We start from the raw sequence: 16,940 nt of genomic DNA on the forward strand, positions 1-16,940 counted from the left end.
TTAGGGGGACAGCGGTGCTGTGGATTAAACCTTGATGGCCTCGAGCAGATCGGTTTCGAGCTGGATCTGGTTGCGCGCCACATTCAGCGCGGGACCGTCGATCAGGAATACGTCTTCCACCCGTTCGCCCAGCGTCATCACCTTGGCCGTGTGCAGATTGATCTTGTACTTGGCCAGTACATTGGCGATCGAATACAGCAGGCCGGTGCGGTCATTGGCGGCAATGGACAGCAGGTAGTACTGGCCGCGTTCGTCGGGACGCAGATCGACGGTAGGCTGGATAGGGAAGTTGCGCGACAGCCGCGACAGCCGGCCGCGGCCCGGCGGCGGCAGCTCATCCACGCTGGTCAGCAGCGCGCACAGCTCATGCTCGATCAGGCTGATGATGTCGCGGTAGCTATTGGCGAAATTCTGCTCGGTCACGAGGAAGGTGTCGAGCGCGTAGCCGTGGTGGGTGGTGTGGATCTTGGCATCGAGGATGCTGAAGTTCTTGCGGTCGAAATAGCTGCAGATGCGCGCGAACAGGTCGGGCTGGTCCTTGATGTAGACGGCCACCTGCAAGCCCTCGCCGATAGGCGCGAGGCGGCATTTGACTACCGGCTTGTCGCTGTCGTAGCGGTCGTACAGCGCACGCGTCTGCCAGGCGATATCGGCGGCATCGTGGCGCAGGAAGTAGGCCATGTCGAGCTGCTTCCACAGTGCCGTATGGGCGTCGGGCGGCAGGCCGTACAGGCGCAGCGTGGCCAGCGCTTCCTGCTGGCGGTTTTTCAGTTCGCGGTCGGCGCTGTGCGGTTCGCCGCCCAGCACGCGCAGCGTCACGCGGTACAGGTCTTCCAGCAGCTTGCCCTTCCACGCATTCCAGACTTTCGGGCTGGTGCCGCGGATATCGGCCACCGTCAGCAGATACAGCGCCGTCAGATGGCGCTCGTCCTTGACCAGATTGGCGAACGCGGCAATCACGTCGGGATCGGACAAGTCCTGCTTCTGCGCCACCTGCGACATGGTCAGGTGCTGCTCCACCATGAACACCACCAGCTCGGTGTCTTCCTCGCTCATGCCGTGTTCGCGGCAGAACTGTTCCGCGTCCACGGTGCCCAGTTTGGAGTGGTCGCCGCCGCGGCCCTTGGCGATATCGTGGAATAGCGCGCCCAGATACAGCAGCCACGGGGTGGGGAAGTTGGCCATTAGCTGGCTGCAGAACGGATATTCGTGCGCGTGTTCGGCCATGGCGAAGCGGCGCATATTGCGCACCACCATCAGGATGTGCTGGTCCACCGTGTAGACGTGGAACAGGTCGTGCTGCATCTGGCCGACGATCTTGCGGAAGTTGGGCAGGTAGCGGCCCAGGATGGACAAGTCGTTCATGCGGCGCAGCGCGTGCAGCAGGCCGACCGGCGCCTGCAGGATGCGCAGGAACAGCGCGTGGTTGCGCGGATCGGCGCGGAACTCGGCGTCGATCTTGAAGCGCTCGTGCCACAGTGCGCGCAGGGTGCGCGAAGTCATGCCGGTCAGCGACTGGCGTTCCGTCATCAGCGCAAACACTTCCAGCATGGCCGATGGCGTAGTGGCAAAGGTGTCGTCGTCGCTGATATCGATCAGGCCATCGACATTGTTGAAGCGCTCGTTGATGCGCACCGTCACGCCCGGTTTGGGGAACAGCCGTTCTTCGATGTTTTGCAGCAGGATCATGTTGAGCTGGGTCACCGTCTTGGCGGCCCAGTAGTAGCGCTGCATCAGGTATTCACTGGCGCGGCGCATATTGGCGCCGCTGCCCGTCGATTGCAGGCCCAGCGATTCGGCGATGGCCGTTTGCACATCGAACACCAAACGGTCTTCGCGCCGCTTGGCATGCAGGTGCAGGCGGATGCGGATGTCCTTGAAGGCGCGCTCCTTTTCCATCAACTGCTTGGCTTCGGTCTGGGTAATCAGGCCGCTGGTGGCCAGCGTGCGCCACGAATTGGCCACGCCGGCCGCTTTCACCATCCACAGAATCACCTGCAGGTCGCGCAGACCGCCCGGGCTTTCCTTGCAGTTCGGCTCCAGGCTGAAGGCCGTGTCTTCGTACTTGGCATGGCGCAGCCGCATTTCCAGCACTTTGGCGTGGTAGAAGGCGCGCGGGTCCATGGCAGCGCGGTAGCGCTCTTGCAGCAGACCGAACAGCGGCAAATTACCGCAGATCAGGCGGGCTTCGAGCAGGCTGGTTTGTACCGTGATGTCGGCTGCCGATTCAGTCAGGCATTCGTCCACGGTGCGGATGCTGTGGCCGATTTCGAGACCCAGATCCCACAGCAGTTGCACCAGTTCTTCGAGTTTGGCCGTGGTTTCGGCGTCGGGCGCCTGCTCCAGCAGGATCAGCAGATCGACGTCGGACTGGGGGAATAGCTCGCCGCGACCATAACCGCCCACCCCGACCAGCGAGGTATTTTCCGGCAGGCCTGCCTCGAACCATGCCGTGGTGAGCACGGCATCGACGCTCTGGCGCAGGCTGCGCAGCAGCTTCTCCGGCATGCCGTCGGCCTGGAAGCCAGCGATGATCTGCTGACGCTCATCTTTCAACTGGCGCTTCAGATGTTCGCGCAGTTCCTTCTTCATCGCTGGTGTGCTCATCCGGGTAGATCGATCAGGCGGCGTTGGTAATGAATGCGGGTGCTGGCAGGCTGCCGGCCGACAGGGTCAGCACTTCGTAGCCCGTGTCGGTGACGAGGATGGTGTGTTCCCACTGGGCCGACAGGCTGCGGTCCTTGGTTTTGATGGTCCAGCCGTCGCCCATTTCGCGGATTTCGCGCTTGCCTGCATTGATCATCGGTTCGATCGTGAAGATCATGCCGGCCTGTAGTTGTTCGCCGGTGCCCGGTTTGCCGTAGTGCAGAACCTGCGGCTCCTCGTGGAAGATCTTGCCGATGCCGTGGCCGCAGAATTCGCGCACCACACTGTAGCCGGCTTTTTCCGCGTGCTGCTGGATCGCATGGCCGATGTCGCCCAGATAGGCGCCCGGCTTGACTTTGGCGATGCCCAGCCACATGCATTCGTAAGTGATGTCGGACAGGCGCTTGGCCATGATGGACGGTTCGCCGATGAAGAACATGCGGCTGTTGTCGCCGTGGTAGCCATCCTTGATGACGGTGATGTCGAGGTTGACCACGTCGCCGTTCTTCAGCACTTTATCGCCGGGGATGCCGTGGCAGATCACGTCGTTGACGGAAGTGCAGATGGATTTCGGATACGGCGTGTAGCCGGGCGGGCAGTAGTTGAGCGGGGCCGGGATGGTGCCCTGCACATTGACCATGTATTCGTGGCACAGGCGGTCGATTTCGCCCGTGGTCACGCCGGCTTTGACGAAGGGCGTAATGTAGTCGAGCACTTCCGAGCCCAGGCGGCCCGCTACGCGCATGCCAGCGATGTCTTCGGCGGATTTGATGGAAATAGGCATAAGGTCACAATCTGCAAGGTAAACGGTCAAAAAGCAGGCGGCAGCCGGTATGGTCCGGCGCGGCATGCACGATGGTAAGGATTATAAACGACGCAGCAGGGTGCTGTGCGCGGGCGGCTACCACCTGTTTGTGACGCCGGTTTGCCGCCCCTGTTGGTGCTGCCTAGCTACGCCGCTGACGGCGGCGCACGGCATAGCCTAGTACGGCGAGTCCGGCCAGCAGCATGGCCCAGCTATCCGCTTCCGGCACGGGGGTGGCCGGCAGGGTGGGGCCGCTATTGTCAGGATTGTCTTTTGGCCAATAGGGCCGGCGGCCGTACTGGCCGTCGCGGTCGCCGAAGTCGTTGCTGGCTTGTGCCTTGTCGGCCTGGGCCGCGGCATCGAGCACTTCGGCGACTTGGGCGTAGGCGCGGTCGCGTTCGCGTTCGAGTCGCGCAGCCTCGTCTAGCGGAATCTCTTCCAGTGGCGGCGCATCGGCCAGGCCAAGATCACGCGCGTTCAGGCTGTCGCCCAGGACGCGTTCGGCGCTAGCGGGGGCAGCAGGTGGTGTCGTACGGGCAGTGCGGGTGCCGGGCAGGCGGGTGATGCGGCTGACATTGCCGCAGATGCGGGGCACCAGAATGCAGTGCTCGCCGACGCAATACACGGCCGCTGGTTCCTGACGGCGTTCCGACCATTTGCTGCGCGTTACGCTGGTGCATACGGAGGCTGCACCGAAATGCATGTCGCGGATGGTCGCTTCGTACTGGTTCTTTCCGACGATGGCATCGCGCGTGATGATGACCTGATCGTCGGATTGGTGTTCTTCCATGCGCCGCTTGAGCGTCTTGCGCACCTGCTCGGGGATGTCGGTATAGCGTTCGATGGCCGCGCTGGTGCTACCCGTGTACGGGTTGGCGCCCGGTCGGTCCCATGAACAGACGGGCTGGAACTGGGTGGCGGCAGCGAGGGCAACAGAAAGGAATATGGACATATGGTTATCCGTGGCAGCAAATAATGCATCAAAGAACTTATTCTTAACAAGATGCAATTTAACTTTTCCGTATGATATTACAATTCGATAACCTTTGCAGAATTATTTAGATTCAATATGTAACAGTTTCCTGCCGTCGATGCGGGTGATGGTTCGCTCTGGCCCGTAGCAGCGGCTTGCTAGGGCGCAGGGCTGCGCTGGCTATTGCCTAAGTGGCTGTTTTCGGGCTAGAATAGCGGGTTGCTTGAATTCCGTTCGGGCAATCAGATGTAAAGACAAGTTGTTTATTTTTAATAAAAGCGAATCCGGTCGACAAGGGTGCCTGTAAGGTGACTGATCGGATTCCAGACCCAACCCTGGAGTTAAATATGTCCGTAACTATGCGCGAAATGCTGGAAGCCGGTGTCCACTTTGGTCACCAAACCCGTTTCTGGAACCCAAAGATGGCTCCGTTCATCTTCGGTCACCGCAACAAGATCCATATCATCAATCTGGAAAAGACGATGGGTATGTATCAAGAAGCGATGAAGCACGTGAAACAGGTAGCTGCTAACCGCGGCACCATCCTGATGGTAGGCACCAAGCGTCAAGCTCGTGAAATCATTGCTGCTGAAGCAGCACGCGCAGGCGTTCCTTTCGTTGACCAGCGTTGGCTGGGCGGCATGCTGACCAACTTCAAAACCATCAAAACCTCGATCAAGCGTCTGAAAGACATGGAAGCTGCGATGCAAGACGGTTCGGTTGAGAAGCTGTCGAAAAAAGAAGCGCTGATGTTCCAACGCGAAATGGTTAAGCTGCAAAAATCGATCGGCGGCATCAAAGAGATGGGCGGCGTTCCTGACGCAATCTTCGTCGTGGACGTTGGCTACCACAAAGGCGCCATCACCGAAGCCGCGAAACTGGGCATCCCAGTGATCGGCGTGGTCGATACCAACCACTCGCCAGAAGGCGTGCAATTCGTCATTCCAGGTAACGATGACTCGTCCAAAGCCATCACTCTGTACGCTCGCGGCGTAGCAGATGCGATCCTGGAAGGCCGTGCTGCTGCCGGTAACGAAGTAGTTGAAATGGTTAAAGCTGCAGCTGGCGACGATTTCGTCGAAGTGAACGAACAGGCTTAATTGTTCCTCACCAGGCTGTAAGGAAAAAGGGGTGGCCAACAGCTCCCCCTTTTTTTTAACGTATTGGGTGGAGCCGGTAAAACCCGTTCCCCATCCCCCACGAATACCGAATACAGGAGAAACACATGGCAGCGATTACTGCAGCGATGGTAGGCGAACTGCGCGGCAAGACCGACGCACCAATGATGGAATGCAAAAAAGCTCTGACCGAGGCCGATGGCGACATGGCGCGTGCAGAAGAGATCCTGCGCGTCAAACTGGGCGGCAAGGCATCGAAAGCTTCGGCACGTATCACCGCTGAAGGCGTGGTAGCCACCCACATCGCCGGCGGCGTAGGCGCGCTGATCGAAGTCAACTCGGAAACCGACTTCGTTGCGAAAAACGACGACTTCCTGGCACTGGCTGCTAACGCTGCCCGTCTGGTCGTAGAACACAACCCAGCTGACGTTGCCGCTCTGCTGGCACTGCCACTGGATGGCAAAACCCTGGACGAAGTCCGTTCGGCTCTGATCGGCAAGATCGGCGAGAACATGACCATCCGTCGCTTCCAGCGTTTCGAAACCACCGGCAAACTGGCTTCCTACCTGCACGGCTCGCGTATCGGCGTGATCGTCGACTTCGACGGCGCTGAAGAGCAAGTAGGTAAAGATGTAGCGATGCACATCGCTGCAATGAAACCAGTGGCTCTGTCGCAAGACCAGGTTCCAGCAGAACTGATCGAGAAAGAGCGTTCGGTTGCTAAGCTGAAAGCTGACGAAGATGCTGCCAAAGCGGCAGCCGAAGGCAAGCCAGCTCAGTCGGCTGAAATCGTTGCTAAACGTCTGGAAGGTTCGGTACAGAAGTACCTGAAAGAAGTTTCGCTGCTGAACCAGGCTTTCGTGAAAAACGACAAGCAATCGATCGAGCAGATGCTGAAAGAAAAAGCCACCACCGTGAAAGCCTTCACGATGTTCGTGGTAGGTGAAGGCATCGAGAAGAAGGTTGATGACTTCGCTGCTGAAGTGGCCGCACAGATGGCCGCTTCCAAAGGAGCGTAATAAAAAGAAAACGGGCCGAGAGGCCCGTTTTTTTAAGCTGCCTTCCGTGAGGGCAGCCGCAGTAAATTGTTGTTCCCGGCGCCAGACTAGGTATCATAGGCGCCGGCAGCCTGACCCGAATAAACCCAACTTAGGAGCCCCGTCCCATGTCCAAACCAGCCTACAAACGTGTCCTCCTCAAATTGTCCGGCGAAGCCCTGATGGGCGATGATGCCTACGGCATCAACCGCGGCACGATCGAGCGCATGGTCGCTGATGTGGCCGAGGTCGCAAAACTGGGCGTGGAACTGGCTATCGTGATTGGCGGCGGCAATATCTTCCGTGGCGTAGCGCCCGGCGCGCAGGGCATGGACCGTGCTACGGCCGACTACATGGGCATGCTGGCCACCGTGATGAATGCACTGGCCCTGGCTGACGCCATGCGCCATGTGGGCATCACTGCCCGCGTGATGTCGGCAATCGGCATCGAGCAGGTAGTCGAGCCGTATGTGCGCCCGAAAGCGCTGCAATACCTGGAAGAAGGCAAAGTGGTGGTGTTCGCCGCCGGTACCGGCAACCCGTTCTTCACCACCGATACGGCGGCGTCGCTGCGCGGCTCGGAAGTGAGCGCGGAAATCGTGCTGAAGGCCACCAAGGTCGATGGCGTGTACTCGGCTGATCCAAAAAAGGATCCGAATGCCACGCTGTACAGCTCGATCTCGTTCGACGAAGCCATCGCCAAACACCTGCAAGTGATGGACGCCACCGCATTTGCGCTGTGCCGCGACCAGAAGCTGCCAATCAAAGTGTTCTCGATCACCAAGCCAGGCGCGCTGATGCGCGTCATCATGGGCGAGGAAGAGGGCACGCTGGTTCACGTTTAAAGCCAACCGTTTATACTTAATACCGAACTCAGGAGAGCAGTAATGTCCGTAGCTGACGTTAAGAAAAGTGCGCAGGAGCGCATGACCAAATCGCTGGAAACCCTGCGTGCCGATCTGGCCAAGGTGCGTACCGGCCGTGCCCACACGGGTATTCTGGACCACGTCACCGTCGATTACTACGGTAATCCGACCCCGATCAATCAGGTGGCCAACCTGACGCTGGTGGATGCCCGTACCATTGGCGTGCAGCCATTCGAAAAGAAAATGGCTGCCGCCATCGAAAAAGCCATCCGTGATGCCGATCTGGGCCTGAACCCGGCCGCGCAGGGCGATGTGATCCGTGTACCGACCCCGCCGCTGACCGAAGAGCGCCGCAAGGAAATGGTGAAACTGGTCAAGAGCGAAGCAGAAGATGCGAAAATCGCCGTGCGTAACATCCGCCGCGATGCCAATGAATCGCTGAAAAAGCTGGTGAAAGACAAGGCTATCTCGGAAGACGACGAGCGTCGCGCCATCGATGACGTGCAGAAAGTCACCGACAAGTTCATCGCCGATGTCGACAAGATGGTGGCGGAGAAAGAGAAGGAAGTTCTGACCGTTTAAGCGTCAGCAAGGGCGCCAGCAGCGAGTCCGGGCCGGTGATGCGATCACTGGCTGCGGGCGCTCTGCTGGCGTCTTGTTTTTTTGGGCTACACCTGCAATACTTAACACTTTGGCACTGCAGTTTTCATGAAATATACCAGTTCGACTACTGAAGTTCCGGACGTGCCGGCCGTGCCACGTCACATCGCCATCATCATGGATGGCAATGGCCGCTGGGCGACCAAGCGTTTTCTGCCGCGCGTCGCTGGCCACGTCAAAGGCGTCGATGCCGTACGCACGGTGGTCGAGGCCTGTGCCCGTAGCGGCGTGGAATATCTGACCCTGTTTGCTTTCAGCTCGGAAAACTGGCGCCGTCCCGAAGAAGAAGTGTCGCTGCTGATGCGGCTGTTCGTCACGGCGCTGGACCGCGAAGTGTCCAAGCTACACGCCAACAATATCCGCCTCAAAGTGGTGGGCGACCTGAGTCGTTTCGACGAGAAGCTGCAGAGCATGATCGCCGCCGCCGAGCGCAAGACGGCCAACAATACCCGCATGACTGTCACCGTGTGCGCCAACTATGGCGGCCGCTGGGATATCATGCAAGCCATCGGCAAGATGGTGGCCGCCCATCCGGGCGCGCACGATTTCAGCGAAGAACAACTGGCGCCCCATCTGGCCATGGCGTATGCGCCCGAGCCGGACCTGTTCATCCGCACGGGCGGCGAACAGCGCATTTCGAATTTCCTCATGTGGCAGCTCGCTTACACGGAGCTGTTCTTTACCGACACCTACTGGCCCGACTTTAGCAAGGAAAGTCTGGATGAGGCGATTGCCTCCTACCAGCACCGCGAACGCCGCTTTGGCCGCACCGGTGCGCAACTGGCAGAGAAGACAAGCTGATGCTGAAAACCCGGATAATTACGGCGGTGCTGCTGCTGGCCGTGCTGCTGCCCGTGCTGTTCTCCCAGTATTTCCCCGCCGTGGCGGCGGTGGTCACGCTGTTCGTGGCCGCAGCGCTGTGGGAAGCCGCGCGCCTGTTCGGTGTGAGTGCTGCCAAGGCCAAGCTGGCCGGGCTGGCGGGTGGCGCACTGTTCGTGCTGCTGATGTTGGTGGCTAAGCCGGCTTCGGTCAATTCCCTGTATGGCGTGGCCTGTCTGCTGTGGCTGATCCGCTATGTGCCCACGCTGGGCATGGGCCTGCCGCCGCTGCAAGGGGGCGGCAACTGGTCGATGGCGATCACGTTCAGCTTCGCCATCTTTGCCTGCTTCTTCGCCATCCTCGGCCTGTATCTGCAATCGCCGCTGTACCTGCTGTCCGTGATGGCGCTGGTGTGGCTGGCCGATATCGGCGCCTATTTCGCCGGCAAGGCTTTCGGCAAGCGCAAGCTGGCGCCATCCATTTCGCCCGGCAAATCGTGGGAAGGCGCGATCGGCGGCGGCATCGCCGTGCTGCTGCTGGCCAGTGCCACCGTGCTGCTGGCGCCGGCCCACCCATGGCTGGCCGATACCTTCGCCGTCAAGCTGCAGGCCCGCTTCGGCTGGGCCATCGCCTTACTGCTGCTGGTCGTGATCGTCGCCGCGTCCATCGTCGGTGACCTGTTCGAATCCCAACTCAAGCGCCGTGCCGGCATGAAAGACAGCAGCAATCTGCTGCCCGGCCACGGCGGTGTGCTTGACCGTATTGATGCCCTGATCCCCGTGCTGCCGCTGGCCGCACTGATAGGCTTCTGGCTCTGAGAGAATAACATGCAACACATCACCATCCTTGGCGCCACCGGTTCGATCGGCGTGTCCACGCTGGACGTGCTCGCCCGTCACCCGCAGCGCTACCGTGTCTATGCATTGTCGGCGCACAGCCGGGTCGAAGAACTGGCGGCCCAGTGTATCGCGTTCCGTCCGCTGCGCGCGGTAGTCGGCACGGCCGAAGCGGCCGGCCGCCTGAGCGCCTTGCTGCGTGCGGCCGGCCTGAACACGGAAGTGGAATACGGCGAAGCAGCCCTGTGCAGCATCGCCAGCGCGCCCGAAGTCGATAGCGTGATGGCGGCCATCGTCGGTGCGGCCGGTCTGGCGCCTACGCTGGCGGCTGCGCGCGCGGGCAAGAAGGTACTGCTGGCAAACAAGGAAGCGCTGGTGATGTCCGGCCAGCTGTTCATGGACGCCGTGCAGGAATCCGGCGCCGTGCTGCTGCCCATCGATAGCGAACACAATGCCATCTTCCAGTGCCTGCCGTCCGACTATGCGCGCGTGCCGGGCCAGAGCGGTGTGGCGAAGATCCTGTTGACGGCATCGGGCGGGCCATTCCTGAATCGCGATGTGGCCACGCTGGAAGCCGTGACGCCGGAGCAGGCCTGCAAGCACCCGAACTGGAGCATGGGCCGCAAGATTTCGGTCGATTCGGCCACCATGATGAACAAGGGTCTGGAAGTGATCGAGGCGCACTGGCTGTTCGGCGCACCGGCTGACCAGATCGAAGTGGTGATCCACCCGCAATCGGTGATCCATTCGATGGTGTCCTACACCGATGGCTCCGTGCTGGCACAACTGGGCAACCCCGATATGCGCACACCGATCGCCCATGCGCTGGCCTATCCCGAACGCATAGCGTCCGGCGTTGGTCCGCTCGACCTGACCCAGATCGCCACGCTGCAGTTCCAGCGTCCCGATTTCGAGCGTTTCCCCTGTCTGGCACTGGCTTTTGAGGCACTGCGTGCAGGCGGTACGGCGCCGGCCCTGCTGAATGCGGCCAATGAAGTGGCGGTGCAGGCCTTCCTCGATCTGCAGATCGGCTTCCGCCAGATCGACCGCGTGATTGCCCATGTGGTTGATAGCGTGCCGCACGGTGCGGCCGACAGCATAGACGCCGTGATGGCGCAGGATGCTGTGGCCCGTCAGGCGGCCCAGCGCTACATCGCAGAATTGCGCGCCGGGCAGGCAAAATGAACCTGCTGCAGACCGTACTGGCGTTCATCGTCTGCCTCGGGACTCTGATTACGATCCACGAGCTGGGGCACTATCTGGTGGCGCGCTGGTGTGGTGTCAAAGTGCTGCGCTTCTCGGTCGGCATGGGCAAGGTGGTCTGGTCGCGCCGCTATGGTCCCGATCAGACGGAGTGGGTAGTCTCGGCCTTGCCGCTGGGCGGCTACGTCAAGATGCTCGATGCGCGCGAAGGTAATCTGGAAGGTCTGCCGGAATCCGATCTGGCGCGCGAATTCACCCGTCAGAATGTATGGAAGCGTATCGCCATCGTGGCAGCCGGCCCGCTGGCCAACTTCCTGCTGGCCATCGTGCTGTTTGCCGGCCTGTATATGGTCGGCGTGCAGGAACCTACCAGCAAAGTCAGCGTACAAGCCACTGTGGGTGAGAGCAAAGGTGCCGGTGCAGCCTGGCTGGCCGGTGTGCGCAGCGGTGATTTGATCACGGCCGTGAATGGCCATGCTGTGATCTCCTGGTCGGAACTGCGTTGGGAACTGATACAGGGCGTGATCAACCGCAGCGACGTGCAGCTGTCGGTGGAGCGTGCAGGGCAGGGCCATTACAACTTCGTGCTGCCGGCCGTGCTGCTGGCCGGCCTTGATGTGGAAGGCGATGTCGCGGGCGATCTGGGGCTGGGCATGGCCCGTCCGCTGCCTGTGGTGCAGCAGGTGATAGCCGGCGGCCCTGCCGCGCGCGCCGGCCTGCAGGTGGACGATCTGCTGCTGGCCGTGGATGACACGCCGGTGGCTGACGGCATCGCATTTATCGAGATTATCCGTGCTGCCGCCGGCCGCACCGTGCAGGTGCAGGTACGTCGCGCTGGCCAGGAGCTGACGTTGGCCATGGTGCCACAGGGCGAGCAGGTGCCCGCAGCGCAGTTGGCAGGCAAAGACGGCAAGGGCGGCAAAGCTCAAGGAACTGTAACAGTCGGTAAGATCAGCGCCTACATCGCGCTGGCGCCGGATATGATCAAAGTGGTGTCGTCGCCTCCTGCCGCGCTAGGCAAAGCCGTGCAGCGCGTGTGGGAAACGTCGGTAATGTCGGTCAAAATGGTGGGAAAAATGCTGATCGGCGAAGCTTCGCTGAAAAATGTCACCGGCCCCCTGACGATTGCCGATTATGCCGGCCAGACCGCAAGGGCAGGGGTTGCCAGCTATCTTAGCTTCATCGCCTTCATCAGCATCAGTTTAGGGGTGATGAATTTGCTACCGATTCCCGTTCTAGATGGGGGGCATTTGCTGTATTATTCGCTGGAAGTTTTAACTGGGCGCTCTGTGCCGGAGCGTTTTGGTGAGATTGCGCAGCGTTTCGGCATAGGCCTGTTGCTGACTTTAATGCTGCTGGCGGTGTTTAACGACGTTGTGCGATTGCTGTAACTGAGTTGTAGCAGAGAGCTGTGTGAGCTGTGCGCTGTGTATAAGCAGCGTAGTTCGTTGATTAGCCATTGAATACCCAATGAAATTATATTCTGACCGTATTACTTCATCCCCGTTTCGCCGCAGCCTGATAGGCGCTGCAGTTCTGGCGCTGTGCGCCGGCAGTGCCATGGCCATCGAGCCCTTCGTCGTCAAGGATATCCGCGTCGAAGGCATCCAGCGTACGGAAGCCGGTACGGTTTTCAGCTATCTGCCAGTGCGGGTAGGCGAGACCTTCAACGACGATAAGGGCGTGGCCGCCATCAAGGCGCTGTATGCCACTTCCTTCTTCAAGGACGTGAAACTGGAACGCGACGGCGATGTGCTGGTCGTGCTGGTGGAAGAACGTCCGGCCATCTCCAAAGTGGAGTTCACCGGCACCAAGGAATTCGAGAAAGACACGCTGGTCAAGGCGCTGAAAGATATCGGCGTGGGCGAGACCAAGATTTTCGACAAGGCTTCGGTCGACCGCGCCGAGCAGGAACTCAAGCGCCAGTACCTGTCGCATGGCCTGTACGGCGTGAAGATCGTCACCACCGTGACGCCGATCGAACGTAACCGCGTCAACATTACGTTTGCCGTGGATGAAGGCGAAATCGCCAAGATCAAGCAGATCAACATCGTCGGCAACAAGGTATTCAGCGACAAGGAGCTGAAAGACGAACTGGCACTGAATACAGGCGGCTGGTTTAGCTGGTACACCAAGTCCGACCAGTATTCCAAGACCAAGCTGACCGGCGATATCGAGGCGCTCAAGTCCTACTATCTGAACCGCGGTTATATCGAGATGCAGATCGATTCGACCCAGGTGTCGATCACGCCGGACAAGAAGGACATCTACATCACCATCAACATCACCGAAGGCCAGAAGTACACGGTCAACGGTATCAAGTTCGAAGGCGAGACCTTCGGCCGCGAGGAAGAACTGCGTTCGCTGGTGCTGCTGCGTAAAGGCGAGACCTATTCGGGCGAGCGCCTGACGGCTACCAACAAGCTGATCTCCGACCGTCTGGGCACCTTCGGCTACGCTTTCGCCAACGTCAACGCCAATCCGGACATCGACCGCGAAAAACGCGAAGTATCGTTTACCTTCTTTATCGATCCGGGCAAGCGCGCCTACGTGCGCCACATGAACATCGCCGGTAACACCACCACCCGCGACGAAGTAATCCGCCGCGAGTTCCGCCAGTTTGAATCGTCGTGGTACGACGCCAACAAGATCAAGCTGTCGCGCGATCGCGTCGACCGTCTGGGCTACTTCAAGGACGTGACGGTGGATACGCCGGAAGCGCAGGGTACCTCCGATCAGGTGGACGTCAACCTAACCGTGGTGGAAAAGCCGACCGGTAACTTCCAGATCGGTGGCGCGTTCTCGCAGTCGGAGAAGTTCTCCTTCCAGGCCGCGATCCAGCAGGCTAACTTTGCCGGTTCGGGTACCACCGTCGGCATCGAACTGAATACCTCGAAATACAGCCGCACCATTTCGTTCTCGCAGACCGACCCGTACTACACCGACGACGGCGTATCGCGTTCGTATGAAGTGTATATGCGTACCCAGCAGCCGCCGGCGCTGAACATCGGTAGCTACACCATCCGCCAACAGGGTGGCCGTATCAGCTACGGTGTGCCGTTCTCGGAAGTCGATACGGTGTTCTTCGGTATCGGTCTGGAGCGCTCGCGCATCACCACCGACCTGACGTCGCCGACCCGCTTCCGCGAATACGTCACCAGCGTGACCGGCAGCCCCGATGGTACCGGCACTGCCCAGACCCACGCCGTGCCGCTGACGGCCGCCTGGGCGCGCGACAGCCGCGATTCCGCGCTGACGCCGACGCTGGGCCGCTACCAGCGCGCCAATCTGGAGATCGACGTGGTCGGTCAGCAGCAGTACTTCCGCGCCGTGTACGAACACCAGTGGTACAAACCGCTGTTCTGGAATATCACGCTGGCTCTGAAGGGCGAAATCGATTACGGTCACGGTCTGCGTAACAGCAAATACCCCGTGTTCAAGAACTTCTACGGCGGCGGTATCGGTTCCGTGCGCGGCTACCTGAGCTCTTCGCTGGGTGCCGTCGATCCTTACTACTTCGATGCGCTCGGTGGTGCTTCGCGTCTGATCGGTAACGCCGAGCTGCAGCTGCCGTTCCCCGGTTCGGGCAAGGACCGCAGCCTGCGCTGGTTCGGCTTCCTCGATTCGGGTCAGGTGTATCAGGAAGGCCAGAAGATGCGCGCTTCCGAACTGCGCTACTCGACCGGTCTGGGCATTAGCTGGATTTCGCCGGTGGGCCCGCTGAAACTGAGTTATGCTAAGCCCTTGAACGCCAAACCGGGCGATCGTCTGGAACGCTTCCAGTTCCAGATGGGTAGCGGCTTCTAAGCTCGCAGGCGATCTGATAGCCGGTATTGAAAATTACTTCGGAGAAATAAGTTGAAGACTCTGTCCGCTAACCTGAGCAAAACTCTGGCCGTGCTTGCACTGGGCTGCTGCGCCTGGGCGCCGGTGCAGGCCCAGACTTCGGTGTCGCGCATTGCATGGCTCAGCCCCGAGCGCATCTACAACGAATCCAAGCTGGCCAAGCTGGCCGGCGAGAAGCTGCAGGAAGAATTCAAGAGCCGCGAAAAAGCCATGAACGACATGGCGACGCGGCTCAAGGCAGCCTCCGAAAAGCTGGAAAAGGATATACCGACGCTGGCCGAAACCGATCGCGTCAAGCGCCAGCGCGATGTGTTCGAGCTGGATAAGGAATACCAGCGTCGTCAGCGCGAGTTCCGCGAAGACCTGAACCAGCGCACCAACGAGGAACGCCAGGCGATTTCGGAAAAAGCCACCAAGATCATCAAGCAGATGGCAACGGTGGAAGGCTTCGATATCGTGCTGCAGGACGCCGTCTGGGCCAGCCCGCGCATCGACATCACCGATAAAGTGCTGGCCGCACTCGATAAAGATAAATAATTCAACAGATTGGACCACCCGATGGGCACTCGACTAGGGCAATTGGTCGAACGCCTCGGCGGTCAGTTGATGGGCGATGCCAACCTCGAAGTGGACGGCATTGCACCATTGGCGGACGCCAGCGCTTCGCACATCAGCTTCCTCAGTAACAGCAAATTGCGCGCGCAGGCGCTGCAAAGCCAGGCGGCGGCACTGATCGTGTCGGCTGCCGATCAAGCCTTCATCAGCGCTGGTTTTTCCGGTGCGCTGATCGTGACGAATAATCCGTATGTGTATTTCGCCCGCGCGGCGCAGTATTTCGAATCGCTGACGGCACTGGTGCCGCAGCCCGGAGTGCATGCCAGTGCTGTGGTGGCCGAGGATGCCCAGGTGGCCGCCAGCGCCCATATCGGCGCGCGTGTGGTGATCGAGAGCGGCGCCGTGATCGGCGAAAACGCCGTGATCGACGCCGGCTGCTATATCGGCCGTGAAGCGGTGATCGGCGCCGAGACTCACCTGTTCGCCAACGTGACCTTCCACGCCCAGTGCGTGATCGGTCAGCGCGGCATCATCCATTCCGGTGCCGTGATCGGCACGGACGGATTCGGTTTCGCCAACGAGGGCGGGGTCTACATCAAGATTCCGCAAACCGGCAGGGTAGTCATCGGCGACGATGTGGACATTGGTGCCAACACCACGATAGACCGTGGTGCACTGGCCGACACCATTATCGAAGATGGCGTCAAGCTCGATAACCAGATCCAGATTGGCCACAACTGCCACATCGGTGCCCACACGGCCATGGCCGGCTGCGTCGGCGTGGCCGGCAGCGCCAAGATAGGCAAGTACTGCACTTTCGGCGGCGCCGCCATGGTGCTGGGCCACTTGACCATCGTGGATAAAGTACATGTAGGATCGGGCAGCATGGTATCGCGCTCCATCCTGGAACCGGGCCAGTACACGGGCTTCTACCCGCTGGCCAAAAACAGCGAATGGGAAAAATCGGCAGTCATTGTGCGCAATCTGTCGACGATGCGCGATAAAATCCGCGCGCTGGAAAAAACAATTAAAACATTGACGAATCAGGACGAGAAAACATTATGACTACGAACACCCCGGAAAGCTCTGTATCCACCTGCACCAAGAAGTGCCTGGATATCCACACCATCAAACAGTACCTGCCACACCGCTACCCGCTGCTGCTGGTGGACCGCGTGCTGGACTGGGAATCGGGCAAGAGCATTACCGCCGTCAAGAACGTCACCGTCAATGAAGAATTCTTCAATGGCCACTTCCCGCACAAGCCAGTGATGCCGGGTGTGCTGATGATCGAAGCGATGGCGCAGACGGCTGCCATTCTGTCCTTCCTGACCATGGACATCAAACCGGACGAGAACTCGGTGGTGTACTTCGTCGGCATCGACAATGCCCGCTTCAAGCGTCCGGTGGAACCGGGCGATCAGCTGGTGATGAATGTGGAAATCCTGCGCGTTTCGCGCGGCATCTGGAAATACAAGGCAGTCGGTTCGGTTGACGGCCAGACCGCCGTCGAAGCAGAACTGATGTGCACCATCCGTAGCGCCACCGACGCTAGCCAGCCAGCCGGGAAGTAATC

Annotated in this window: 15 protein-coding genes; 12 read left to right on the top strand and 3 right to left on the bottom strand. The window is 60.0% G+C overall.

What is annotated here, in order from left to right:
* Positions 1–24 precede the first annotated feature (24 nt).
* The 3 genes from GM655_RS14195 to GM655_RS14205 form a co-directional block, all read right to left on the bottom strand.
* Positions 25–2,607 (bottom strand): [protein-PII] uridylyltransferase, encoded by a 2,583-nt coding sequence (locus GM655_RS14195; RefSeq protein ID WP_229632569.1) that lies wholly within the window; start codon positions 2,605–2,607, stop codon positions 25–27.
* 13 nt (positions 2,608–2,620) lie between these two features.
* The gene (gene map, locus GM655_RS14200; RefSeq protein ID WP_155435290.1) at positions 2,621–3,430 is read right to left on the bottom strand and encodes a type I methionyl aminopeptidase; all 810 of its coding nucleotides are present in this window, start codon (positions 3,428–3,430) and stop codon (positions 2,621–2,623) included.
* 163 nt (positions 3,431–3,593) lie between these two features.
* Complete coding sequence (locus GM655_RS14205; RefSeq protein ID WP_155435291.1) at positions 3,594–4,403, bottom strand: MHFG family PEP-CTERM protein; 810 nt, start codon at positions 4,401–4,403, stop codon at positions 3,594–3,596.
* A 368-nt stretch (positions 4,404–4,771) separates the two neighbouring features.
* Between GM655_RS14205 and rpsB the strand changes: the two genes are divergently transcribed.
* The 12 genes from rpsB (at position 4,772) to fabZ (ending at position 16,938) form a co-directional block, all read left to right on the top strand.
* Positions 4,772–5,524 (top strand): 30S ribosomal protein S2, encoded by a 753-nt coding sequence (gene rpsB, locus GM655_RS14210; RefSeq protein ID WP_155435292.1) that lies wholly within the window; start codon positions 4,772–4,774, stop codon positions 5,522–5,524.
* A 125-nt stretch (positions 5,525–5,649) separates the two neighbouring features.
* Entirely contained in the window at positions 5,650–6,561 is a 912-nt protein-coding gene (gene tsf / locus GM655_RS14215; RefSeq protein WP_155435293.1) for a translation elongation factor Ts, read from the top strand.
* A gap of 146 nt (positions 6,562–6,707) precedes the next feature.
* Positions 6,708–7,424, top strand: a complete 717-nt coding sequence (pyrH, locus tag GM655_RS14220; protein WP_155435294.1) for a UMP kinase — start codon at positions 6,708–6,710, stop codon at positions 7,422–7,424.
* Positions 7,425–7,466: 42 nt separating this feature from the next.
* On the top strand, positions 7,467–8,027 hold the full coding sequence (frr, locus tag GM655_RS14225; RefSeq protein ID WP_155435295.1) for a ribosome recycling factor: 561 nt from the start codon (positions 7,467–7,469) through the stop codon (positions 8,025–8,027).
* A 126-nt stretch (positions 8,028–8,153) separates the two neighbouring features.
* The gene (gene uppS, locus GM655_RS14230) at positions 8,154–8,906 is read left to right on the top strand and encodes a polyprenyl diphosphate synthase (protein ID WP_155435296.1); all 753 of its coding nucleotides are present in this window, start codon (positions 8,154–8,156) and stop codon (positions 8,904–8,906) included.
* Positions 8,906–9,742, top strand: coding sequence for a phosphatidate cytidylyltransferase (locus GM655_RS14235; RefSeq protein WP_155435297.1), 837 nt, complete (start codon positions 8,906–8,908; stop codon positions 9,740–9,742). The genes uppS and GM655_RS14235 overlap by 1 nt, the downstream gene beginning before the upstream one ends.
* Positions 9,743–9,751: 9 nt before the next feature.
* The gene (ispC, locus tag GM655_RS14240; RefSeq protein ID WP_155435298.1) at positions 9,752–10,945 is read left to right on the top strand and encodes a 1-deoxy-D-xylulose-5-phosphate reductoisomerase; all 1,194 of its coding nucleotides are present in this window, start codon (positions 9,752–9,754) and stop codon (positions 10,943–10,945) included.
* Positions 10,942–12,354: an RIP metalloprotease RseP gene (gene rseP / locus GM655_RS14245; RefSeq protein ID WP_155435299.1), complete on the top strand. Its 1,413-nt coding sequence runs from the start codon at positions 10,942–10,944 to the stop codon at positions 12,352–12,354. Before ispC ends, rseP begins: the two co-directional genes overlap by 4 nt.
* A gap of 79 nt (positions 12,355–12,433) precedes the next feature.
* Positions 12,434–14,770 carry an outer membrane protein assembly factor BamA gene (bamA, locus tag GM655_RS14250; RefSeq protein WP_155435300.1) on the top strand — a complete coding sequence of 779 codons (2,337 nt, stop codon included), beginning with the start codon at positions 12,434–12,436 and terminating at the stop codon, positions 14,768–14,770.
* Between the two features lie 51 nt (positions 14,771–14,821).
* Positions 14,822–15,346, top strand: coding sequence for an OmpH/Skp family outer membrane protein (locus GM655_RS14255; protein WP_155435301.1), 525 nt, complete (start codon positions 14,822–14,824; stop codon positions 15,344–15,346).
* Positions 15,347–15,367: 21 nt separating this feature from the next.
* Entirely contained in the window at positions 15,368–16,429 is a 1,062-nt protein-coding gene (gene lpxD / locus GM655_RS14260) for a UDP-3-O-(3-hydroxymyristoyl)glucosamine N-acyltransferase (protein WP_155435302.1), read from the top strand.
* A complete protein-coding gene (fabZ, locus tag GM655_RS14265; RefSeq protein WP_155435303.1) occupies positions 16,426–16,938 on the top strand; it encodes a 3-hydroxyacyl-ACP dehydratase FabZ in 513 nt (170 codons plus the stop codon). Before lpxD ends, fabZ begins: the two co-directional genes overlap by 4 nt.
* The last annotated feature ends 2 nt before the right edge of the window (positions 16,939–16,940 follow it).

Origin of the sequence: Pseudoduganella danionis, assembly GCF_009720775.1 — a bacterium.
Taxonomy (GTDB): Bacteria; Pseudomonadota; Gammaproteobacteria; order Burkholderiales; family Burkholderiaceae_D; genus Rugamonas; species Rugamonas danionis.